Below are 21,918 nucleotides of genomic sequence, written 5' to 3'. Positions count from 1 at the left end.
ACTGATATTTGCTGTTGATCCTATGAGCACTACCCGTTTTCTGACCGGCATCACCCCCAGCGGCACGCCGCACCTGGGCAACTACGCAGGCATGATGCGCCCCGCCATCGCGGCCAGCCGCGACAAGAATGTGGAGAACTTCTACTTCCTGGCCGACTACCATGCCCTCATCAAGTGCCAGGACCCGGACCGCGTGCAGCGCTCCACCATCGAGATTGCAGCCAGCTGGCTCGCGGCCGGACTGGATCCCGAGCACGTCACCTTCTACCGCCAGTCGGACATCCCCGAGATTCCCGAGCTGACCTGGTTCCTGACCTGCGTGACCGGCAAGGGCCTGCTCAACCGCGCCCACGCCTACAAGGCCGCCGTGGACAAGAACCATGCGAGCGGCACGGAGTCCGACGACGGCGTGACGGCCGGCCTGTTCATGTATCCGGTGCTCATGGGCGCCGACATCCTGATCTTCAATGCCCACAAGGTGCCCGTGGGCCGCGACCAGGTCCAGCATCTGGAGATGGCGCGCGACATGGCCTCGAGCTTCAACCACATCTATGGCAGTGAATACTTCACCCTGCCCGAGGCCGTGGTCGAGGAAAGCGTCGCCACCCTGCCCGGCCTGGACGGCCGCAAGATGAGCAAGAGCTACAACAACACCATCCCCCTGTTCGCACCGCGCGAGCAGCTGAGGAAGCTGATCAACAGCATCACCACGGACTCGCGCGCGCCCGGCGAGCCCAAGGAGGTCGAAGGCTCGGCCCTGTTCCAGATCTACCAGGCCTTTGCCAGCGAAGAGGAAACCGCGACCCTGCGCCGGCAATATGCCGAAGGCATTGCCTGGGGCGATGCCAAGCAGGTGCTGTTCGAGCGCATAGACCGCGAACTCGCGCCCATGCGCGAGCGCTATGAATACCTGATCGCCCATCCCGGCGAGCTCGAGGAGATTCTGCAGGCCGGCGCCGCCAAGGCGCGCAAGCTGGCCACGCCGTTTGTGCAGACCTTGCGCGGCGCCGTGGGCCTGCGCAATCTGGCCAAGGCACAGACCAGCACCAAGGCCAAGACCGCCAAGACGGCTCTGCCGCAGTTCAAGCAGTATCGCGAAGCCGACGGCCAGTTCTACTTCAAGCTGGTGGCCGCCGACGGGCAGCTGCTGCTGCAAAGCCAGGGCTTCACGGCCCCCAAGGAGGCGGGCCAGAGCATTGCCCAGCTGCAGCGCGAAGGCGCAGCGGCCCTGGCCGCACTCAAGCCGCGCCTGCAGGCCCTGGACGGCATCAGCGACAATCAGGTACTGCAAGCGCTGGAACAGCTGCGCGAAGCCGCCGAGCAGTAAGCTGCTTGCAAAGAGGGTTGCCCGGCACCGACCGGGCAGCATGGATGCAATCCTTCGCACAAAAGGAACGATGAATGCGTATTGCCGCTCTGGACGATGATCCATTGCAACTGGAAATGCTGCGCCAAGTCGCGACCGAGGCGGGCCACAGCTGCCACACCTTCCTCAAGGGCACGGCTCTGCAACAGGGGTTGCGCCGTGAAAGCTTCGATCTGCTGCTCATCGACTGGGAGCTGCCCGATATCCAGGGCACAGAGATCGTGCGCTGGGTACGCGAGCAGGTCAGCAAGCAGGTGCCCATCATCTTCATCACCCACCGCAGCGAGGAGGCCGATATCGTCGAAGGCCTGAGCTGCGGCGCCGATGATTTCATGATCAAGCCCGTGCGGGCGGCCGAGCTGCGCGCACGCATCTCCGCTCTGCTGCGCCGCGCCTATCCGCTGTCGGCCCAAAGCGTGCTGACCTTTGGCCCCTACCGTTTTCTCTCCGCCACCAGCTGCATCGAAATGGACGGCCAGCCCGTGGAGGTCACGCACCGCGAATACACGCTGGCGCTGACGCTGTTCCAGAACCAGGGCCGCCTGCTGTCGCGCGACCATCTGCGCGAAGCCATCTGGGGCCATAACGCCGAGGTGCAGTCGCGCTCGCTGGACACCCATGTCTCGCGCCTGCGCAATCTGCTCAATCTGCGAGCGGGCCAGCCCTACTCGATTTCCGCCATCTATGGCTACGGCTACCGGCTGGACGTGCCGGAGACCGACGACTCTACCGCCAGCGCCGACTGAGGCCGTTTCATCACACCCGGCCTGCCCTACCTCGATACCTCATGCCACTCCCTATCCCCACCAGGTTTGTCTTCATGCAGCTCCCTGGACTGCGTGCCGCCCTGGTGGGCTCGGGAGTTGCGGGGCTGACGCTGGCGGGCAGCGCCATCGCCCAGATCCGGCCCATGCCGCGCAACGGCGATGTGATCGAGCATCGCGTCGTCAGCGGCGACACGCTGGAACAACTGGCCGCGCGTTACCTGGGCGACCATCGCCGCTGGACCACGCTGCAAAGCCAGAACCACGTGGCAGACCCTTTCCGCCTGCGCCCCGGCTCGGTGCTGGAGATTCCCGCGCGCCTGTTGCGCGCCGCAGCCGCCTCGGTGGAGTTCGTGCAGGGCGATGTGCGCAGCTCGCACTCGCTCAGCCATCTGGCCGGGCCTGCGGATGCGCCAGACCAGCCCGTGCAGAAAGGCCAACTGCTGCAGGAAGGCGACGCACTCAAAGTGCCCGCCAACGCCTTTGTTGCCGTGCGCCTGGCCGATGGCTCGCTGGTGCGCGTGCAGTCCGAGTCCGATGTGGAGCTGCGCCAGATGCGTCGCAAGGGGCGCGCCGGCAGCCTGCAGTCCGTGCTCGATCTGCACGCGGGCGGTGTCGAGGCCTCGGTTCCCAAACAGGCCGATGGCGAGCGCCGTTTCGAGGTCCGCACCCAGGCCGCATCGACCAGCGTGCGCGGCACGCAGTTCATGGTCTTGACGGACGACCAGGGCGGGACGGCCGCAGCCGTGGACGAGGGCTCGGTCGCCGTGCACGCCGGCGCGCCGGGCGCCTTGCTCAAACCCGGTCAGGGCATTGCCGTGGCCGCCGATGGCCGTCTTGGCAAGACTCTTCCCATGCTGCCCGCCCCTGATACGACGGCCTGGCCGACACTGGTGGAAGACGCGAACTGGGTCAGCCTGACGCTGCCGGCCATGCCCGCGGCCCTGCGCTTTCAGGTGCAGCTGGCCGGGGACCGAAGCTTCACCCGGACGCTGCGCAGCGGCATGTTCTCGCAGTCACCGGCCCGCCTGACCGGCGTCGAAGACGGCGAGTATTTCGCCGCCATTCGCGCCATTGATGCCAACGGCGTCCCCGGCGCGCGCAGCGTGCAGCGCATCCGCGTCAAGGCGCATCCGGTGCCGCCGCTCTACGCCTCGCCCGCGCCCGGCGCCGTGATCGGCCTGGGCCAGCAAGGCCTGGAGTGCACCAAGGTGCAGGAAGCCTCGGCCTACAGAATCCAGGTGGCGGCCGCCGGCGCCGATTTTTCCCGCCCGGCCATAGATGCCAGCGAACTCCGGGACTGCCTGCTGCCCGCCGATACCCTGGCCCAGTTGCCGGCCGGCGACTATCAGTGGCGCGCCGCCAGCATCCGCATCTTGGCCGATGGCGGGCAGGACCCGGGCCCGTTTGCGCCCGCGCTCAAGCTGAAGCTGGCCCAGGCTCCGCGTTCGCCCGAGCTGCAGATGGGCGGCGGCCCGGGACAAGGCAGCAGCCATATCCACTGGGCCGGCGAGCCAGGCCAGCGCTACCACATCGTGGTGGCCAGCGAACCCGGCTTCGCCAACCCGCTGGTCGACACCTGGGTCAGCGAGCCGCAATGGTCTACCGGTGATTTGCCCCCGGGCAGCTATTTTCTGCAGATGCAGGTGGAAGACAGCAACGGCCTGCGCAGCAATTTCTCGGCAGCGCGCGAATTCCTGACCGGCAACTGGGTCACCACGGGCGACGGCCAGACGCTGAACTCCGGTGATGGTTCGCGGCTGCTGCGCCAGTAAATTCGATAGCTGGCAACGCATGGATATCGTGATGTTTCATTGAGTCCACGCATAAGTTCGATGCAGAGCCAGCGCTATAAGCTATCGATTCATGAGCCCAATCCAGCACACAGCCCATGCTTGAAGCCGCAACACCCCGCAAGCGCGAGGACCAGCGCTACGGCTGGCTGCTGCTGGCCGCCTTCCTGCTGGCGCTGGTGTACTGGCTCAGCGGCCCCGGGCAGCTGGCGCGCATCAACGGCCTCATCCAGGACACCTCGGCCTGGCTGCACCAGCGTCCGGCCTCGCCCGATATCGTCATCGTGGCCGTGGATGACGCCAGCATAGACACCATAGGCCGCTGGCCCTGGCGCCGCGCCCTGCATGCCGCCGTGCTGGAGCGCATTGCCCAGGGCCAGCCGCTCGCCATAGGCATGGACATCGTCTTCAGCGAAGAGGACCTGGACTACCCCGGCGATGACCTGCTGCTGCAACATGCTCTGCGCAACAGCGGCAAAGTCGTGCTGCCCCTGGCCCTCAGCGCACAAGGCGGCGTGACCCTGCCGCTGCCAAGCCTGAGACAGGCCAGTGCGGCGCTGGGCCACACGCAGATGCCCATGGATGCGGATGGCAATGTCCGGCGCTTCTATGAGCTTGAAGGCAGCAGCCAGCAGCTCTGGTGGCATATGGCCGTCAGCCTGCACTGCGTGGGAGTGACCGGCCGCGCCTGCAGCCAGGCCGAGACCGCCGCCACCATGCCCTCCCCATCATGGCAGCGCCTGCAGCCCCAGGTGATTGCGCTGGCAAAGCCCGCCGGTAACCGTGCCCAGCGCCCCGCCTCCCCGTTCACGACCTATGCCTATATCGACGTGCTGCGCGGCAATATCCCGGCCGCTGCATTTCGCGGCAAATACGTGCTGATCGGTGCCACGGCCGCCGGTCTTGGCGAAAACATCAGCGCCCCCGCAGGCTTTGATGCGCATCTGGTCTCCAATGTGGAGATGCTGGGCCATGTGCTCAACGGCATCCTGCTGGACACGCATCTGGAGCCGGCCTCGCCCACGCTCGACCGCATCCTGAACCTGGTGCCCGTGGTGCTGGGCCTGCTGGCCCTGGTCTGGTTCGGCCCTTCCGGCGGCCTGCTCGCCTGTGCGGGCCTGGGCATCGCCTGCCTGCTGGTGGCCGGCCTCGCCCCGCGCTGGAGCCAGGTGCAGACGGCGCCGGCCGCGGCCCTGCTGGGCCTGGCTCTGGCCTACCCGCTGTGGAGCTGGCTGCGCCTGCGCGCCGCCACGCGCTTTCTGGCCCTGGAGCTGCGCGATCTGCAAGGCCAGGGCCTGCCGGTGAGCAGCGCCGGCTCCTTGAGGAGCGATGTACTGGACCGGCGCATCGCTGCCGTGGAGCAGGCTTCGCGCCAGTTGCGCAGCCTGCATCATTTTGTGAGCGAAAGCCTGCGCCAGCTGCCATCGCCCACCTTTGTCTGCGACCGCGACGGCAAGGTGCTGCTGGCCAATACGGCGGCCCACAGCTATATCCAGAGCCTGGGGCGGAGCCTGCGCCACGGCGACGATCTGCTCCTGCTGCTGTCGGGACTGAGCCGCGTCGACGACGCGGATCGCTCCGGCTCCAACGCCCTGACAGCCGGCAGCGCGCCGCTGCTCGATCGCGAGGCCATGCTGGCGGCCCGATTGCCGCGCCAAAGCGAGGGGCGCGATGCGCAGGGCCGCTTTCTGATGCTGCTGAGCCAGGCCTTCGAGTCCCAACCCACATCGGGCTGGCTCATCACGCTGGTGGACATCAGCGACCTGCGCAGCGCCCAGGCCCAGCGCGACCAGGCCATGCAATTCATTTCGCACGATATCCGTGCGCCCATAGGCTCCATCATCACGCTGCTGGAGATGCAGCGCGGCCCCAGCGCCGAGACCGCGCACGAGCCTCTCTTCGCACGCATCGAAGGCTATGCGCAAGCCTCGCTGCAGCTGGCCGACGACTTTGTCCACCTCGCACGTGCGCAACAGCAAAGCTATCGCAGCGAAGCCCTGGATCTGGGGCTGCTGGCCGACCAGGCGGTTGCCGACTGCTGGGCCCAGGCGCGCAAGCAGAATGTGCAGCTGCAGTTCGAGCTGCCGGAAACCGAAGCCACGGTGCGCGGCGACCCGGGACTGCTGCACCGCGCGGCCGTCAATCTGCTGAGCAATGCCATCAAATACGGCCGGCCCGAAGCGGCGTCTGCAGCCGCCTGCGTGGAATGCAGCCTCATCGATCAGGACGGATGCTGGGGTTTCGCGGTGCGCGACCACGGCCCAGGGATGGATCAGGCCTCGCTGCAGCGGCTCAGCCAGCCATTCGAGCGGCTGCAGCAGCATCAGCGCCAGGATGGCGTCGGGCTGGGCCTGGCTTTTGTACGCACCGTGGCCCAGCGTCACGGCGGCAGCCTGCAGATCCGCAGCGAACTCGGCCGTGGCAGCCTTTTCATCCTGCTGATTCCCAAGGCCTGAGCCCAGAGACGAAAAATCCCCAGAACCTTTCGGTTCTGAGGATTGACGTTTTGGTGCGGCTGGCAGGAATCGAACCCACGACCCCTTGGTTCGTAGCCAAGTACTCTATCCAGCTGAGCTACAGCCGCAACAGGGTTGTATTCTAGCAGTGCAAAAACGCCTCTCAGACCAAATCGGCAACTTTTTCGCAATCAAGCAAAGAAAAAGCCTGCCATCGCGAACGATGGCAGGCTTGATGCATCTGGTAGGGCGTGGCGGACTTGAACCGACGACCAAGGGATTATGAGTCCCCTGCTCTAACCAACTGAGCTAACGCCCCAACACCGACAACAGCCTGGGCTGCCACCGGAAAAACTTGGCTATTGTAGGGCCTAACGCTTGTGGCTCAAGGCATTGCTCACGAGTTTTGACGTGATATCGACAATCTGGATCATTTTGTCGTAGTGCATGCGGGTGGGACCGATCACCCCCAGGGTGCCCACGATCTTGCCGTCGAGCTCGTAGGGCGCGCTGACGACCGAGAGGTCCTCGAAAGGCACGATCTGGCTTTCGCCACCGATATAGATGCGCACGCCCTCGGCCTGATTGGAGAAGTCCAGCAGCCGCAGAATCTGGGTTTTCTGCTCGAACAGATCGAAAGCTCGGCGCAGATGGCCCATGTCGCTGGAGAAATCGCTCACCGACAGCAGATTGCGCTCGCCCGCGATCACCACATCCTCGCGGTCGTTGCTGCTCATCACTTCGGCGCCGATATTCACGGCCGCCTGCATGAGCACGCCGACTTCCGCGCGCAGCTGCTCCACCTCGATCTTCAATCGCGCACGCACCTCCTCCATGGTCAAACCAGCGTAATGATGATTGAGGAAATTCGAGGCTTCCACCAACTGCGAAGACTCGTAATCCACATCCGTGAAGATCACGCGGTTCTGCACATCGCCTTCGGGCGAGACGATGATGACCAGAAAACGCCGCTCCGACAGGCGCACAAACTCGATATGCTTGAACACGGAGCTGCGGCGCGGCACCATGACCACGCCCACGAACTGGGAGAGGTTGGAAAGCAGATGGGCGGCGTTGGCAATCACTTTTTGCGGTTGCTCCGGCACCAGATCGGGCGTTACAAGGTCTGAGCGCTCCACCGTGAGCATGGTGTCCACGAACAGGCGGTATCCCCTGGCCGTGGGCACGCGCCCCGCCGATGTATGCGGGCTGATGATCAAGCCCATCTCTTCCAGGTCGGCCATCACATTGCGTATGGTGGCGGGCGACAATTCCAGCCCGGAGGCACGCGAGAGAGTGCGCGAGCCTACCGGTTGACCGTCAGCGATATAACGCTCGATCAGCGCTTTGAGCAATAACTTGGCACGTTCGTCGAGCATGATTTCATTTTAATGATGTAATTTCCCAGATGACATCCACGTTCCGCCATATTGCCTTGATAGGCAAATACCACACTCCCGCAGCAGGAGCCCCGTCTGCTGCGGCCGGTCAGGCATTGCAACGGATTGCGGCCTATGTGCGCAGTCTGGGGTGTGAGGTGATTCTGGATACCCAGTCGGCCATCTATGCCGGCCTGTCCGACTATCCGAGCATGGACGTGGGCGGCCTGGGCAAGCACTGCGACCTCGGTCTGGTGGTGGGCGGCGACGGCACCATGCTGGGCGTCGGCCGCCATCTGGCGCGCTACGGCACGCCTCTGGTGGGCATCAACCAGGGCCGCCTGGGCTTTGTCACCGATATTGCGCTGGAGGATTTCGAGGCCTCGATCGCTCCGATTCTGCAGGGCGAGTACGAGGAGGACGAGCGTCCTCTGATGCAGGCCCGCGTCATGCGCGAGGACGCCTGCGTTTTCGAAGCCCAGGCCATGAACGACGTGGTGGTCAACCGCGGCTCGACCTCGGGCATGGTGGAGCTGCGCGTGGAGGTCGGCGGACGCTTTGTGTCCAATCAGCGGGCCGACGGCCTGATCGTGGCCACCCCCACGGGGTCCACAGCCTATGCGCTCTCGGCGGGCGGCCCCATGCTGCACCCCTCGACCCCGGCCTGGGTCATGGTGCCGATTGCGCCTCACAACCTCTCCAACCGCCCCATCGTCCTGTCCGACGCGCAGGAGGTCATGATCGAGGTGGCCGGCGGCCGCGATATCAGCGCGAATTTCGATATGCAGTCGCTGGCTTCGCTGCAGCATGGCGACCGCATCCTAGTCACCCGGGCCGATCACAGCGTGCACTTTCTGCACCCCAAGGGCTGGAATTACTTCGCCACCCTGCGCAAAAAGCTGGGCTGGAACGAAGGGGGCTCCTGACCATGGCCTTGAAGCGCATAGTCCTGCGGGACTTTGTGATCGTCCAGGCGCTGGATCTGGACTGGCAAGCCGGCTTTACGGTGCTGACCGGCGAGACCGGCGCGGGCAAGTCCATTTTGCTGGATGCCCTGCAGCTGGTGCTGGGCGCACGCGCCGATGCGCAGGTAGTGCGCGAAGGCTGCAGCCAGGCCGATATCTGCGTGGAATTCGACTCTCCCGCCTCTTTGCAGCCCTGGCTGGACGAATCCGGCTTTGCGCAGGAGCAGCAGCTGCTGCTGCGCCGCGTCATCGACAGCCAGGGCCGCAGCCGCGCCTGGATCAACGGCACGCCCGCCACGGCCACGCAGCTGCGCCATCTGGGCGAGCAGCTCATAGACATACACGGCCAGCATGCCTGGCAAAGCCTGACGCGTCCGGACTCGGCACGCGCCATGCTGGACACCTACGGCGGCATAGATGGCACGCAGCTCAAAACCCTGTGGCAGGACTGGCGCCAGGCCGGCCAGGCCTTGGAGCAGGCCCTGGCCGCCCAGGACAATCTGCAGCGCGAGCGCGAACGCCTGCAGTGGCAGATTGCCGAGCTGGACAAGCTCTCGCCGCGCGCCGACGAGTGGGAGGAGCTCAATGCCCAGCACACGCGGCTGTCGCATGCGCAGACCTTGATGGATTCCGCCCAGACCTGTCTGCAGATGCTCGAAGACGAGGATGCGGGCGCGGCCAATCCCTTGGGCAGGGCTCACCATCTGCTGCAAGATCAGGAGCATCTGGAACCCGAATTCCAGAACATTGCCGATGTGCTGGGCTCCTGCGTGGCACAGCTGCACGACGCGCGCCACTCCCTCCAGGCCTATCTGCGCCGCGCCGACCTGGACCCCGAACTGCTGGCCGATCTGGACGAGCGCCTGTCGCTATGGATGCAGCTGGCGCGCCGCTACAAGCGCACACCCCAGGAGCTGCCGGCTCTGCTCGAAGGCTGGAAGCAGGAGCTGCGCCAGCTGGATGCGGCCGTGGACGTCGATGCCCTGCGCTCCGCGGAACAAGCCGCGCACCAGCGCTATCAGAGTGAAGCCCGTCAGATCTCGCAGCAGCGCAGCCTGGCTGCACCGCGCCTGTCGCGCGCCATCACCCAGTCCATGCAAAGCCTGGGCATGAAGGGCGGCCGCTTCGAGGTGCAGCTGGAGTCTGCCGAAACGGCCGGCCCCGCTGGCACGGATGGCGTGACCTTTCTTGTCGCGGGCCATACCGGTGCCACCCCCAAGCCGATCGCCAAGGTGGCCTCCGGCGGCGAGCTGTCCCGTATTTCGCTGGCCATCGCCGTCACCACCAGCGAGCTGGGCCAGGCCGGCACCCTGATCTTCGACGAGGTGGACTCCGGCGTCGGCGGTGCCGTGGCCGAAACCGTGGGCCGCCTCATGCACTCGCTGGGCCATTCGCGCCAGGTGCTGGCCGTGACCCACCTGCCCCAGGTCGCGGCCCATGCCGACCAGCACTACCGCGTGACCAAGCGCCCCAAGTCCAACACCACCATCAGCAGCGTGGACCCGCTGGCCGGCGAGGAGCGCGAGATGGAGATGGCCCGCATGCTGGGCGGAGAGCATCTGTCCGAGGCCACCATGGCCCACGCCAGAGAAATGCTGGTCATGGCAAGATTGTCGTCTCGTCAACCATTGGGCAACAATGCCTTCGCCGCTGCCTCATCCAGAAGCAGCAGGGCCGCAACGGCTGCGCGCAAGCCGGGCAGCAAAGTCAGGGGAGTGTGAAATCATGTCTATGGAGATTGTTCTGATCAGCGGCATGTCCGGATCGGGCAAATCCGTGGCGCTGCATGCGCTGGAAGATGCGGGCTATTACTGCGTGGACAACCTGCCTCCGGAGCTGCTGCAGTCCCTGGTCGAGCTCAAGCTCACCCATCACGACGAGAAAGTGGCCATCGCCATGGACGCCCGCAGCGCCCAGGGCCTGCCCCAGCTTCCCGAGCAGCTGGAGCGCCTGAAGCAGCAGGGCCTGGTGCCGCGCATGATTTTTCTCGATGCGAGCACCAGCACGCTGGTGCGGCGCTTTTCCGAAACCCGCAGGCGCCATCCGCTGTCGCCGGGCTCGCTGTCTTCGGGACGGCAGGCGCTGGAGCTGGATATAGAGAAGGAACGCGAGCTGCTGGGCAGCTTGCGCGACCGCTCGGTCGTCGTGGATACCGGCGACCTCAAGTCCTCGCAGCTGCAAAGCTATATCAAGCAGCTCATCGAAGTGCCCAACGGACAGATGACGGTGCTGTTCCAGTCTTTCGGGTTCAAGCACAGCGTGCCCATGGACTCGGACTATATGTTCGATGTGCGCATGCTGCCCAACCCGCACTACGAAAACGAGCTGCGCCCGCTGACGGGGCTGGACCAGCCCGTCGCAGACTATTTGCGCGACCTGCCCGAGGTGCGACAGATGCAGCAGGATATACAGCAGTTCCTGGAGCGCTGGCTGCCGCGGCTGGCCCGGGATCATCGCAGCTATGTCACGATAGGCATAGGCTGCACGGGCGGGCAACACCGCTCGGTCTTCCTGGTCGAAGCCCTGGCCAAGCAGTTCGAGCTGCAGTGGCCCACGCTGCGCCGCCATCGCGCGCTGGATTTTCGCGCCAGCTTTCTGCAGGTCTCCGAACAGTTCCTGCGCCCGACCCAAGCCCCCGAAGCGCCGCGCTGAGCTTGCATCCGGCCATGTACAGCGCCCTGCCCCCAGCGCCCCGGCTGTTGCTGCTTGAAGACGACCCCGCCATCGCCCGCACCATACGCTATGCGCTGGAGCGCGAGGGCATGGCCGTCACCCACTGCCTGCTGCTTGCCGACGCCCGCCGGCAATGGGCGCTGGGCAGCTATGACGCCCTGCTGCTGGACATAGGCCTGCCCGACGGCAACGGCCTGGACTGGTGCCGGGAGCTGCGCTCGGCGGGCTCGATCGCGCCGGTGCTCGTGCTCAGCGCACGGGGCGAGGAAATGGACAAGGTGCTGGGCCTGGAGCTGGGTGCCGATGACTATCTGAGCAAGCCCTTCAGCCCGCGCGAGCTGCTGGCGCGCACCCGAGCCCTGCTGCGCCGGTCCCGGCAATTTCAGCCCCAAACCCAGGCCCGGCTTGCGCCTGCGCTGCAAATAGACGAGCAGGGCCAGCGTGCTCTGGTGCATGCGCAGACACTGGATCTGACGCGTCGCGAATATCAGCTGCTGCAATGCCTGATGCGCAGCACGGGTCGCATATTGAGCCGGGACTTCCTGCTGGAACAGGTCTGGGGACTGGACAGCGAAAGCGCGGACCGCACCGTGGACACGCATATCAAGACCTTGCGCGCCAAGCTGCGCGAGCAGCTGCCGGGGCAGGAGCTCATCACCACCCACCGCGGCCTGGGCTACAGCCTGAGTCTGCCCGAATAGCCGCCATGCGCCTGGGCCTGCGTCTGTTCTTTGCCTTCTTCCTGATCAACGGGCTGGCCGCCTTCTTTGTGCTGCGCGTGTTCATGGTGGAGATCAAGCCCAGCGTGCGCAAGGTGACGGAAGACACCCTGGTCGAGACCGCCTATGCGCTGGCCACCCTGGCCGGCGCGGACCTGGCCGATGGCGAGCTGGCGGGCAATAACGGGCGCTTCGCGAGCCGGCTCGCGGGCTACACGCACAAGCCCATACAGGCCTGGATCTGGGACACGCGCAAGACCACGCTGGACATGCGCATCACGGTGACCGACGCGCAGGGCCGGGTGCTGTTTGACTCGCTGGGCAAGGACGAGGGCCAGGACTATTCGCGCTGGAGGGACATCGCCCTGACGCTGCGCGGAGAGTATGGCGCGCGCACCACGCGCGAGATCCAGCAGGACGAGGCGAGCAGCGTGATGTATGTCTCCGCCCCCATTCTGGTGGACGGCAGGATCGCCGGCGTGCTGACCGCTTCCAAGCCATCGCGCTCGGTGCAGAAGATTGTCGACGACGCGGAGCGCAAGATTCTGCGCGGCGGCCTGCTGTTCGTGCTGCTCTCGGCCGCTGTGGGCTGCGCCGTGACCTGGTGGTTTGTGAGCCATGTGCGCCGGCTGCGCAACTATGCCCAGCAGGTGCAGGCGCCCACGCTCCATGAGTCCGCCCACCCCGACCAGGCCCTGCAGCCCACCGGGGTGCCCAGCATGCCGGGTGAGCTGGGCGAGCTGGCCCAGGCCATGGACGTGATGCGCAAACGACTCGAGGGGCGCGACTATATCGAAGGCTATGTGCGCGCGCTCACGCATGAACTCAAAAGCCCGGTCGCAGCCATACGCGGCGCCGGCGAGCTGCTCCAGGAGGAGCTGCCGCCGCAGGACAGGGAGATGTTTGCCGCGCAGGTGGTGGACCAGAGCCTGCGCCTGCAGAACCTGATCGATCAGCTCCTGCAACTGAGCCGGCTTGAGCAGCGCCAGCATCTGGACAAAAGCCTTCGCTGCAGCCTGCTGGACTGCGCACAGCGAGCCATGCAGGCGCTGCGCAGCAGCGCAGAACAGCGCAACATAGAACTGCAACTCAAGGGACAGGACAGCAGCGGCCCCTGGGAGACAGATCTCGTCACTCTCGCCATCAGCAATCTGCTGCAGAACGCGCTGGATTTTTCGCCTGAAAACCGAGTCATCGAGATCGCGCTGGCCCCGCAGCGCATCACCGTCAGCGATCAAGGCCCCGGCGTTCCCGAGCCCCTACTCGCCCGCCTGGGCGAGCGCTTTTTCACCACCCCCAGACCCAATGGCGAGCGCAGCGGCACCGGCCTGGGCCTGTCCATCGTGACCCGCATCATGCATCTGCATGGCGGCAGCATGTCGGTGCTCAATCTGCGGCCGGGTCTTGCGGTGACACTGGACTTCGCTCCTGAAAGTTAAACGACTGCCAATCTGCGGCAGGACTTCACACCCGCTTCACAGACTTCATTTCAGCCACACAGTCGCTGCAGACACTGCCTCCCGAAACTTCAATTTCAGGAGCACGCATGAAAAACCGACTGCTGTTCAAGACAGTCTCACTGCTGATCGTTCTGGCCCTGCTCATGGCGGGCCTGTCCATGATTCAGGATGTGGTCCGGGACCGCATACGCAACCGCGACCACGCCGTGCAAAGCGTGGTCTCCAGCCTGGCGGGGTCGCAGACCCTGATCGGCCCGGCATTGGTGCAAAACTGCACGGAAACCACCCGCACCGGCAATGGCAAAAAAGTGGAATACAGCACACGCGAGTTCCAGCGCATGCTGCTGCCCGATACGCTGAACCACGATGCCAACGCCAGGATGGAAGAGCGCTCGCGCGGCCTGCACCATATCAACACCTATTTGCTGCACGACCAGATCACGGCCAGCTTTGCCAATGCCGCGCAATATGCGGAACTGCCCAAGCCCAGCGAGCCCAATGCCGTGGTGCGCTGCCAGAAAGTCTCTCTGGCCTTTGCCCTGAGCGACCCACGCGGCATTCGCAGCGCCACCCTGCAGGCCAATGGCCAGGATCTGGCCGTCGACTCCGGCACATCGCTGGCTCGTTACGGCAAAGGCATTCAGGCCGACATCGACAGCAGCCTGCTCAAGAAAGGCCAAGCCTTGAACATCGAGCTCAAGCTGCAGCTGCTGGGCACGGAGCAGCTGGCATTTACGCCCATCGCCAGCGAAAGCAAGGTCACGCTGACCGCAGACTGGCCCCATCCCTCATTCGGCGGCAGCTTTCTGCCCGGCCGTCGCGAAGTCACGCACAGCGGCTTTACGGCCAGCTGGGAACTTTCCTCGCTCGCCACCTCGGCCAGCACCGCCTTCCATCGCCAGCAGGCTCTTTGCGGCTCGGGCTATGACGGCGGTGCCGACGCCTACTCCATCTCCGCAGCCCGCTCCAGGGACGACGGCGGCCCCTGCCTGGAAACCATGAGCACGGAGTTCGTCAATCCCGTCAATGTCTATTCACTCAGCGAGCGGGCCACCAAATACGGCATCCTGTTCGTGGTTCTGACCTTTGTGGCCGTGGGCCTGTTCGAAGTCATGAAAAAGCTGCGCGTCCACCCGGTCCAGTATCTGCTGGTGGGCTCGGCATTGTGCAGCTTCTTCCTGCTGCTGATCAGCCTGTCCGAGCATCTGGGGTTCGCCACCTCCTATGCGATTGCCGCCAGCGCCTGCGTGGCCCTGCTGGCCTTCTACGCCAGCCATATCCTGGGCAGCATCAAGCGCGGCCTGCCGTTTGCGCTCGCCATTGCAGCCCTGTACGGACTGCTGTATGTGCTGCTGCAGCTCGAGCAGACCGCCCTGGTCGTGGGCTCGCTGGCGCTGTTTGCCGTGCTAGCCCTGGTCATGATCTGTACCCGCCATGTGGACTGGTATGCCTTTGGCCAAGGCGAAAGCGCCAGCGAGCAAGGCAACGCCGGGGAGCAGGCATGAGCAGCATGCAGCATTCGCCCGAAGCTCGGGCATTGCTGGCCACCTCGGCCAGGCATCTGCTGAACGCAGACATGGGCGACAGTCTGCGGCATTACCGGCAACTCTGGCAGGCCGCGCAATGCAGCGGCGACCGCGAGGCCCAGCTCTCCATACGCGCACAGGTGGTAAGCGCGGGGCGCGAGCTGCAGGCCAGGCGCACTCATCCGCAAGCCAAGGCGCTATGGCTGGCCTTGCTGGGCCTGCGCTGCTCCATGGTGATGCCACGCATGCGCTTCTGATCCAGGCCTGTGAAAACAAAAAGCCGAGGCCTGGCCTCGGCTTTTTTACTCGGCTCAAGCCAGCTCAGAATCCAGCAGCTTGCGTATGGGTGCCGGCAGGCCCAGATCGGCCCAGGCCACTGCATCGGCCCAGCAGGCTTCACCGGCTTCGGCCACCATGGCCGCACGCGCCTTGTCCAGGCTCACCAGCACGGGATGCAGATGCAGATCCTTGTGGGTCAGCACATGCAGAAATGCGGGCAGGTCCTGCCAGGCAGGCTCCTCGGTCCCCAGCCACGAGGTCTGCACAAATTGCTTGAGAGCGGCGTAGCTGTCAAACACCGGCGGGCTGTAGAGCCCCGCCCAGATGCCGGCCTGCGGACGCTTTTGCAGCCAGACGCGGCTCTGCCCGTCCATGGCGATCAGCAGCCACCAGGACTCGGAGCTGCGCTTGAGCTTGCGTGTGCGCACCGGGTAGTTTTCGGGATTGCCGGCACGCCCGGCCCGGCATTCGCCGTGCAAGGGGCAGACCAGGCAGCTGGGCTTGCGCGGCGTGCAGATGCTGGCGCCCAGGTCCATCATGCCCTGCGTGTAGCGCGGCATGGCGGCCTCCAGGTCTTGCGTGGGGCATAGCTGCTGCGCCTGCTCCCAGAGCAGCTTTTCATTCCTGGACTGAGCCAGGTCGCCGTCGAAGGCCAGCACCCGCGTCAGCACACGCCGCACATTGGCGTCCAGGATTGGCACCCGCTCCGAAAAGCAGAAGGAGGCAATCGCTCCGGCCGTCGAGCGGCCTATGCCCGGCAAACTCGCGAGCTCCTCCGCGGTGCACGGAAACTCGCCGCCCCAGAGTTCCATCACGGCCTGCGCGCATTTGTGCAGATTGCGCGCGCGGCTGTAGTAGCCCAGGCCGCTCCACAGCGCCAGCACGGCGTCCTGCGGGGCAGCGGCCAGGCTGGCCACATCGGGAAAAGCATCGAGGAAACGCTGGTAGTAGCCCAGCACGGTGCTGACCTGGGTCTGCTGCAGCATGATTTCCGACAGCCAGACACGGTAGGGATCACGGGTTTGCTGCCAGGGCAGATGATTGCGGCCATGGCTGGCCTGCCACTGCACCACGGCCGGGGCAATCGACGGGAGATTCAAGATTTCAAGTTACCAGGTTGATGTCCAGCGGCACGGCCGCCTGCCTCTCCATCCCCAGGGGGGACAGCAGCTGGCCGGTCACGCTGGCCAGTTGCGACTGCAGCGTGCCAAGCCGGGCTTGCGCGTTCTCCATCTCGGCGATGCGCTCCTCCAGCCCCGTGGCCGCGCCATGTATGCGGTCCACGGCCTCCAGGCGGCGCGTATAGCTGCGTTTGCGTTCCCGCAATTGTGCATCGACGGGTGCGGTCAGGGATTTGCTCCACATATCCACTTCATTGGAAGCGGCCTCGAACACCGTGCGCAAACGCAGGGCCAGAGCCTTGATCAAACGCTGGGAGAAGGCCGCACCACTGAGCTTGAGTGCATGGCCCAGACCCAGATACTGGGTATAGCTGCCTTCTATGCTGTGCAGGTCGGCGCTGAACTCGGGCAGCACCAGCTGCGGCGGCGTCTGCAGCGCAAAGCCGTATTCGGCATTCAGTTCCTTGAAGGTCGAGCCCAGCATGTTGTGGATCTCTGCGGCCTGTACCAGGGCCTGGGCCGTCACCGCATGCAGGCGCTCGAAAGTCTGCTCGTAGACCTTGCGGGCGCCCAGCTTCAGCCCGCGCTGGTCCAGCGCCTGCTTGAGATCGGTGAGTTCGTTCTTGAGCGTGGCGGAGCTCAGCAGCTGGAACAGCTCCTTGAGCATGCGCATATGCACCGAGCGCATGGCCAGAATCTTGGTCGTGCAGCGGTCGAATTCCTTTTGCTCGGCCTCGATGCGGCCGCGCATGCCGGCAATCACATTGGCATTCTTGCCGCGCAGGCTGCACAGCTCCGCCAGCTGGTCGTCCAGATCGCTGCGGCGCATATTGATGACGCGCTCCACCTGCGACTGCAGCTGCAGCACATTGGCCTGGACGGCCGACTGCAGCACCTTCTGGCGCTGGCCCATGATGCCGTTGGCCAGCAGATCCTCGAATGCGGGCAGGCCGCTGGCCTGCAGCAGGGCATCGTTCTTGCCGACCTTGGCCACCAACCCCTTCTGGGCCGATACCGGCAGCACATGCTCCGCCGGCACGCCCAGCAGATTGGCCGAATCCTGCTGCTGCCGGCGCAGCTGGGCCTGAACCTGGGCGCCGGAGCTCAGGCTGTCCCACAGCGTGTCCACCTTGTTGAGCACCACGAAGCGCGACGCGGCCGTGGCCTGGTCCCCGCCCGCCTTGCCGGCTCCGGCAGGCAGCACGTGGTTGCGCCAGATGGCGAGATCGGACTTAGTCACCCCCGTGTCCGCCCCCAGCACAAACACCACGGCATGGGCCTGGGGAATCAGATTGACCGTGAGCTCGGGCTCCGCTCCCACGGCATTCAGGCCGGGCGTGTCCAGAATCACCAGACCCTGACGCAGCAGGGGATGGGGCATATTGATCAGTGCATGGCGCCACATGGGCACTTCCACCCAGCCCTCGGCATCCATCAGCGGGTTGTCCGCGCCCTCTTCGTCGTGCCAGAAGCCCCAGGCACGCGCCTGGTCCACGGAAACCTTGCGCACCTCGGCCACCTTGGCCAGGGTGTCGGCAATCTGCTGGGCATTGGCGATATCCAGCGGATGCTGGGCCCAGGCATCGCTGCGCATGCGCCACTGGCCCAGGCTCTCGGGCGACTCGCGCGTATCTATGGGCAGCAGGCGCAGGCAGGGCTGGAGCTCCGGCTCCCAGGCCAGCTCTGCCGGGCACATGGTGGTGCGCCCCGCGCTGGCGGGCATGAGGCGGCGGCCATAATGGGCAAAAAAGATGGCATTGATGAGTTCGGACTTGCCGCGCGAGAACTCGGCCACAAAAGCCACCATGACCTTGTCGCTGCGCATCTGCTCCTCGAGGCGCTGCAGACGCTCCTGCACCGAGGTATCAAGCAGATCCTGGGCAATCAGCCATTCACGCAGTTCCTGCAGCTGCGCGGCAAAGCCTCTTCGCCAAGCGCCATGTTGGTCAAACTGCTCGTTGAATGAAGCTCCCACGTGAATCCCTCTTTGTCTTGCTGCCAGCCTGGGCAAAATATAGCATTGACCTCCGACGGAACCCCAGAGGGTCCGCGCCGATGTTGCGCGCCCGGCGGCGGAGGCAGCCTCAAGGCCGCGGCCCCGTCCCGCCAGGCATTTGCCGCGGCATCGATGCCAATCGATGTTTGCCACCGCAGCCTCAGATCAAAAACCAGCTCAAGCGCTTATGCAATAAGCGGCATCAGCTATCAAGTTTGATTATGCCGGCTTTCTTTCTGGCATCGGGCACAGTAATAGGTGCTGCGCTGCCCCTGCCGCAGCAGCCGGATGGGAGAGCCGCAGTGGCTGCAAGGCAGGCCGTCGCGGCCATAGACCTTGGCCTGCAGCTGAAAATGCCCGGCCATTCCATTGGCCGATGAGAAATCGCGCAATGTGGTGCCGCCCAGTTCCACGGCCCGGGCCAGCACCGCGCGTATGGCCTCGTGCAAGGCCTTGGCCTTGCGCGGCCCGACCTCGCGCGCCGGGGTTGCCGGATGTATGCGCGAGAGGAACAGCACCTCGGACGCATAGATATTGCCCACCCCCACCACCACGCTGCCGCCCAGCAGCAGCTGCTTCACCGGGGTGCGGCTGGCAGCCAGGCCCGACCTGAAAGCTGCCAGCGTGAAGCCACCGTCCAGCGGCTCCATGCCCAGATGGTCCAGCAACTTGCGCGCCAGCGCGTCGCTCTCGCCGGCCACATAGACCACGGCGCCAAAGCGCCGCGGATCGTGCAGGCGCAACAGGCCGCCCGTGGTCTGCAGGTCGAAGTGGTCGTGCGGACCCGCGGGCCCCAGGGGCGCCTCCTCGGCCCCCACAAAGCGCAGACTGCCCGACATGCCCAGGTGGACCAGCAGCAGGCCCTCGCTCAGATCCAGCAGCAGGTATTTGCCGCGCCTGCGCACGCCGCGCACCTCGCGCCCGACCAGCGCTTCGGGCCGCAGGCCCAGGGGCCAGCGCAAGGGCTTGCCCGGCACGGCGGCAACAATGCGCGCGCCCGCGATACGGTCGGCAAAGGAGCGGCGCGTGACTTCGACTTCGGGCAACTCAGGCATGCAATCTCATCTTCGGAAAGTGTTCGACAAGCTTCGATTATTATGGGCCGATGGTTCATCCTCTACGTTTTCAAGGACTCGCCGTGGCCGCTGCTTTGGCCATGGGATCGGCAACTGCCTACGCCCAGCCGGCCGACCCGCCGCTGCCGCAGGACACGATCGAGCAGCCCGCCGATCTGGACCAGGCCATGGAACGTGAGAACGAGCAGGCGGCCCTGTCGGCCGAGCTGTTCTATGAAATCCTCGTGGGCGAAATGGCCGCTCGCGAAGGTGCGCTCGCCGACGCTCAGGCCTTGATGATGGAGGCGGCCCGCACCAGCAACAGCGAACAGCTCTACCGCCGCGCCACGGAGCTGGCGGTTCAGTCCCGCTCCGGCGACCGCGCGCTGCGCAGCGCGCGCGCCTGGCTCGAGGCCTTCCCCGAGTCACGCGACGCCAACCGCGCCGTGCTGCGCATTCTGGTGGCCATGAACCGCATCTCCGACTCGGCCAGCTATCTGCGCCGCGAGGTGCAGCTCACTCCCGCCGCCAACCGCAGCGCCACCTTCCTGGCCATCACCCAGCTCTACAACAACGCCACGGACAAGTCCCTGGCCGCCGACGTGGTGGAGCAGGCACTGGAGGACGAACTCAAGGACCCCAAGAACGGCCCCATGGCCTGGGCCACCATCGGCCATATGCGCCTGATCGCGGACCAGAAGCCCGCCGCTCTGCAGGCCTTGCAGAACGGGGAAAAGCTCAGCCCCGACTCCGGTGCCGTGGCCCTGCTGGGCATGGAGCTGCTGGAATCGGGCTCCACCGAGGTCGAACCGCTGGTACAGCGCTATCTCAAGAACAATCCTTCGGCCCAGATGCGCATGGCCTATGCGCGCGTGCTGCTGGACCAGAAGCGCAACGCCGACGCCAAGGAGCAGCTCAAGGCCATCACCAGCGAAACCCCGGAATTCCCCGAAGCCTGGGCCGTGCTGGCCAGCCTGCAGCTGCAGGACAACGAGCTCGACGCCGCCCAGAACTCCATCCAGCAGTTCGGCTCCGTGCTGCCCGCCCTGCCCCAGGGCGTGGGCCGCAATGCGGGCCAGTCCCAGTACTATCTGCTGCAAGCCGATCTGGCCGAGAAGCGCCAGCGCTATGACGAGGCCGACGGCTATCTGCAGCGCATTCCCGATGCGGCCAATCTGCTCAGCATACAGGCGCGCCGCGCCGAGATGCTGGCACGCCAGGGCAAGATTCAGGAAGGCCGCGCCCTGATACGGGCCGTGCCGGCGACCGGCCCCAATCAGCAGCGCCTCAAGCGGCTTGCCGAAGTGCAGCTGCTGCGCGATGCCGGCCTGAGCCACGAAGCCTATGGGCTGCAGGCGGCCCTGCAGAAGGAAGCACCCGACGACGTGGAGCTGGCCTACGACACCGCCATGCTGGCCGAGCGCGTCGGCAAGTACGACGATATGGAGAAGCTGCTGCGCGGCATCATCGAGCGCAAGCCCGATTTCCAGCATGCTTACAACGCCCTCGGCTACTCCTATGCCGAGCGCAATATCAAGCTCGATGAAGCGCAGACCCTGATCCAGAAAGCCCTGGACATGCAGCCCGGCGACCCCTTCATCACCGACAGCCTGGCCTGGGTGCATTTCCGCCGCGGCAATCTGGCCGAGGCCGAGAAACTGCTCGAGCAAGCCTATGCCACGCGCCAGGATGCGGAGATCGCGGCCCACCTCGGCGAAGTGCTGTGGGCACAGGGCAAGCAGGACCAGGCGCGGAAGATCTGGCGCCAGGCCCTGCAGGCGGACGGCGACAACAGCACGCTGCGCGAAACGCTCAAGCGCCTGAACGCCGCACCATGAAGCGCCGCCATGCCCTGAGGCTCTGGCCCGCACTGGCCCTCTGCACGGTGCTGCTGGCCGGCTGCGCCCTGCCTGCGCGCCAGCTGCAGCCCGATGTGGGCGCGGCCGGCAAGCACTGGTCGGGCCGCATGGCCCTGCAGGTGCAAGACTCCCAGCAGCAGTCCTTCAGCGCCGGCTTCGAGCTGCAGGGCTGGCCCGAGCGCGGCACACTGCTGGTCTTCAACCCTCTGGGCTCCATCATCGCGCGCCTGGAATGGACAGCGAGTCAGGCCACGCTGCAGCAGGGCGAAAAAATCACCAGCTCCGCATCCCTGTCCGAACTCATAGTCCGGCTGACGGGCAGCGACATCCCCGTGGCCGCGCTGTTTGACTGGCTGCAGGGCCGGAACACCGCCGTCAGCGGCTGGCAGACCGATCTCTCGCGCATAGGCGAGGGCCGGCTGCGTGCCGACCGCTTCAGCCCTCAGCCCGAGGCCTCGCTGCGCATCGTTCTCGATCAGGACCCGCAGTGATCCACCGGCCGGTGCT

The 21,918-nt window shown here is 65.5% G+C and carries 17 protein-coding genes and 2 tRNA genes; 13 read left to right on the top strand and 6 right to left on the bottom strand.

Features of this window, described 5'->3' with window-relative positions; genetic code table 11:
- Positions 1-22 precede the first annotated feature (22 nt).
- From AB6724_RS03835 to AB6724_RS03820, 4 genes are all read left to right on the top strand, one after another.
- Positions 23-1,327, top strand: coding sequence for a tryptophan--tRNA ligase (locus AB6724_RS03835; protein WP_369337178.1), 1,305 nt, complete (start codon positions 23-25; stop codon positions 1,325-1,327).
- 74 nt (positions 1,328-1,401) lie between these two features.
- Positions 1,402-2,112, top strand: a complete 711-nt coding sequence (locus AB6724_RS03830; protein WP_369337177.1) for a response regulator transcription factor — start codon at positions 1,402-1,404, stop codon at positions 2,110-2,112.
- 74 nt (positions 2,113-2,186) lie between these two features.
- A complete protein-coding gene (locus tag AB6724_RS03825; RefSeq protein ID WP_369337176.1) occupies positions 2,187-3,905 on the top strand; it encodes a FecR family protein in 1,719 nt (572 codons plus the stop codon).
- A gap of 116 nt (positions 3,906-4,021) precedes the next feature.
- Positions 4,022-6,379: a CHASE2 domain-containing protein gene (locus tag AB6724_RS03820; RefSeq protein WP_369337175.1), complete on the top strand. Its 2,358-nt coding sequence runs from the start codon at positions 4,022-4,024 to the stop codon at positions 6,377-6,379.
- A gap of 51 nt (positions 6,380-6,430) precedes the next feature.
- Here AB6724_RS03820 and AB6724_RS03815 read toward each other — a convergent pair.
- The 3 genes from AB6724_RS03815 to hrcA all read right to left on the bottom strand — a co-directional run bounded on the left by AB6724_RS03815 (position 6,431) and on the right by hrcA (position 7,758).
- A tRNA-Arg gene (locus AB6724_RS03815) sits at positions 6,431-6,507 on the bottom strand.
- Positions 6,508-6,621: 114 nt separating this feature from the next.
- A tRNA-Ile gene (locus AB6724_RS03810) sits at positions 6,622-6,698 on the bottom strand.
- 52 nt (positions 6,699-6,750) lie between these two features.
- Positions 6,751-7,758 carry a heat-inducible transcriptional repressor HrcA gene (hrcA, locus tag AB6724_RS03805; protein ID WP_369337174.1) on the bottom strand — a complete coding sequence of 336 codons (1,008 nt, stop codon included), beginning with the start codon at positions 7,756-7,758 and terminating at the stop codon, positions 6,751-6,753.
- A 29-nt stretch (positions 7,759-7,787) separates the two neighbouring features.
- On the opposite strand from hrcA, the gene AB6724_RS03800 reads away from it, so the two are divergent.
- The 7 genes from AB6724_RS03800 to AB6724_RS03770 all read left to right on the top strand — a co-directional run bounded on the left by AB6724_RS03800 (position 7,788) and on the right by AB6724_RS03770 (position 15,358).
- Positions 7,788-8,684 carry an NAD kinase gene (locus tag AB6724_RS03800; protein WP_369337173.1) on the top strand — a complete coding sequence of 299 codons (897 nt, stop codon included), beginning with the start codon at positions 7,788-7,790 and terminating at the stop codon, positions 8,682-8,684.
- 2 nt (positions 8,685-8,686) lie between these two features.
- Complete coding sequence (gene recN / locus AB6724_RS03795; RefSeq protein WP_369337172.1) at positions 8,687-10,444, top strand: DNA repair protein RecN; 1,758 nt, start codon at positions 8,687-8,689, stop codon at positions 10,442-10,444.
- A gap of 4 nt (positions 10,445-10,448) precedes the next feature.
- Complete coding sequence (gene rapZ, locus AB6724_RS03790; protein WP_369337171.1) at positions 10,449-11,375, top strand: RNase adapter RapZ; 927 nt, start codon at positions 10,449-10,451, stop codon at positions 11,373-11,375.
- 14 nt (positions 11,376-11,389) lie between these two features.
- Entirely contained in the window at positions 11,390-12,097 is a 708-nt protein-coding gene (locus AB6724_RS03785; protein WP_369337170.1) for a winged helix-turn-helix domain-containing protein, read from the top strand.
- 5 nt (positions 12,098-12,102) lie between these two features.
- Positions 12,103-13,554: a two-component system sensor histidine kinase CreC gene (gene creC, locus AB6724_RS03780; protein ID WP_369337169.1), complete on the top strand. Its 1,452-nt coding sequence runs from the start codon at positions 12,103-12,105 to the stop codon at positions 13,552-13,554.
- A 107-nt stretch (positions 13,555-13,661) separates the two neighbouring features.
- Complete coding sequence (gene creD, locus AB6724_RS03775) at positions 13,662-15,080, top strand: cell envelope integrity protein CreD (protein ID WP_369337168.1); 1,419 nt, start codon at positions 13,662-13,664, stop codon at positions 15,078-15,080.
- Positions 15,077-15,358 carry a hypothetical protein gene (locus AB6724_RS03770; protein WP_369337167.1) on the top strand — a complete coding sequence of 94 codons (282 nt, stop codon included), beginning with the start codon at positions 15,077-15,079 and terminating at the stop codon, positions 15,356-15,358. Before creD ends, AB6724_RS03770 begins: the two co-directional genes overlap by 4 nt.
- Before the next feature lie 54 nt (positions 15,359-15,412).
- Here AB6724_RS03770 and mutY read toward each other — a convergent pair whose 3' ends face one another.
- The 3 genes from mutY to mutM all read right to left on the bottom strand — a co-directional run bounded on the left by mutY (position 15,413) and on the right by mutM (position 19,552).
- Positions 15,413-16,480 (bottom strand): A/G-specific adenine glycosylase, encoded by a 1,068-nt coding sequence (gene mutY, locus AB6724_RS03765; RefSeq protein WP_369337166.1) that lies wholly within the window; start codon positions 16,478-16,480, stop codon positions 15,413-15,415.
- A gap of 4 nt (positions 16,481-16,484) precedes the next feature.
- Positions 16,485-18,476, bottom strand: a complete 1,992-nt coding sequence (locus AB6724_RS03760; protein ID WP_369337165.1) for a dynamin family protein — start codon at positions 18,474-18,476, stop codon at positions 16,485-16,487.
- A gap of 230 nt (positions 18,477-18,706) precedes the next feature.
- Positions 18,707-19,552, bottom strand: coding sequence for a bifunctional DNA-formamidopyrimidine glycosylase/DNA-(apurinic or apyrimidinic site) lyase (gene mutM, locus AB6724_RS03755; protein ID WP_369337164.1), 846 nt, complete (start codon positions 19,550-19,552; stop codon positions 18,707-18,709).
- Between the two features lie 50 nt (positions 19,553-19,602).
- Here mutM and AB6724_RS03750 point away from each other — a divergent pair, with 50 nt between their 5' ends.
- Both AB6724_RS03750 and AB6724_RS03745 read left to right on the top strand, forming a co-directional pair.
- Complete coding sequence (locus tag AB6724_RS03750) at positions 19,603-21,390, top strand: tetratricopeptide repeat protein (protein WP_369337163.1); 1,788 nt, start codon at positions 19,603-19,605, stop codon at positions 21,388-21,390.
- Positions 21,387-21,902, top strand: coding sequence for a lipoprotein insertase outer membrane protein LolB (locus AB6724_RS03745; protein ID WP_369337162.1), 516 nt, complete (start codon positions 21,387-21,389; stop codon positions 21,900-21,902). Before AB6724_RS03750 ends, AB6724_RS03745 begins: the two co-directional genes overlap by 4 nt.
- Positions 21,903-21,918 lie beyond the last annotated feature (16 nt).

This window comes from Comamonas guangdongensis (assembly GCF_041079535.1).
GTDB lineage: Bacteria > Pseudomonadota > Gammaproteobacteria > Burkholderiales > Burkholderiaceae_C > Comamonas > Comamonas guangdongensis.
The sequence above is the reverse complement of the archived record's forward strand: the minus strand, read 5'-3'. Positions and strand labels throughout refer to the sequence as shown.

Excerpts from the sequence above, each read along its gene's own strand:
- AB6724_RS03835 (WP_369337178.1), top strand. The coding sequence starts at position 23 with ATGAGCACTACCCGTTTTCTGACCGGCATCACCCCCAGCGGCACGCCG.
- AB6724_RS03830 (WP_369337177.1), top strand. The coding sequence starts at position 1,402 with ATGCGTATTGCCGCTCTGGACGATGATCCATTGCAACTGGAAATGCTG.
- AB6724_RS03825 (WP_369337176.1), top strand. The coding sequence starts at position 2,187 with ATGCAGCTCCCTGGACTGCGTGCCGCCCTGGTGGGCTCGGGAGTTGCG.
- AB6724_RS03820 (WP_369337175.1), top strand. The coding sequence starts at position 4,022 with ATGCTTGAAGCCGCAACACCCCGCAAGCGCGAGGACCAGCGCTACGGC.
- hrcA (WP_369337174.1), bottom strand. The coding sequence starts at position 7,758 with ATGCTCGACGAACGTGCCAAGTTATTGCTCAAAGCGCTGATCGAGCGT.
- AB6724_RS03800 (WP_369337173.1), top strand. The coding sequence starts at position 7,788 with ATGACATCCACGTTCCGCCATATTGCCTTGATAGGCAAATACCACACT.
- recN (WP_369337172.1), top strand. The coding sequence starts at position 8,687 with ATGGCCTTGAAGCGCATAGTCCTGCGGGACTTTGTGATCGTCCAGGCG.
- rapZ (WP_369337171.1), top strand. The coding sequence starts at position 10,449 with ATGTCTATGGAGATTGTTCTGATCAGCGGCATGTCCGGATCGGGCAAA.
- AB6724_RS03785 (WP_369337170.1), top strand. The coding sequence starts at position 11,390 with ATGTACAGCGCCCTGCCCCCAGCGCCCCGGCTGTTGCTGCTTGAAGAC.
- creC (WP_369337169.1), top strand. The coding sequence starts at position 12,103 with ATGCGCCTGGGCCTGCGTCTGTTCTTTGCCTTCTTCCTGATCAACGGG.
- creD (WP_369337168.1), top strand. The coding sequence starts at position 13,662 with ATGAAAAACCGACTGCTGTTCAAGACAGTCTCACTGCTGATCGTTCTG.
- AB6724_RS03770 (WP_369337167.1), top strand. The coding sequence starts at position 15,077 with ATGAGCAGCATGCAGCATTCGCCCGAAGCTCGGGCATTGCTGGCCACC.
- mutM (WP_369337164.1), bottom strand. The coding sequence starts at position 19,552 with ATGCCTGAGTTGCCCGAAGTCGAAGTCACGCGCCGCTCCTTTGCCGAC.
- AB6724_RS03750 (WP_369337163.1), top strand. The coding sequence starts at position 19,603 with ATGGTTCATCCTCTACGTTTTCAAGGACTCGCCGTGGCCGCTGCTTTG.
- AB6724_RS03745 (WP_369337162.1), top strand. The coding sequence starts at position 21,387 with ATGAAGCGCCGCCATGCCCTGAGGCTCTGGCCCGCACTGGCCCTCTGC.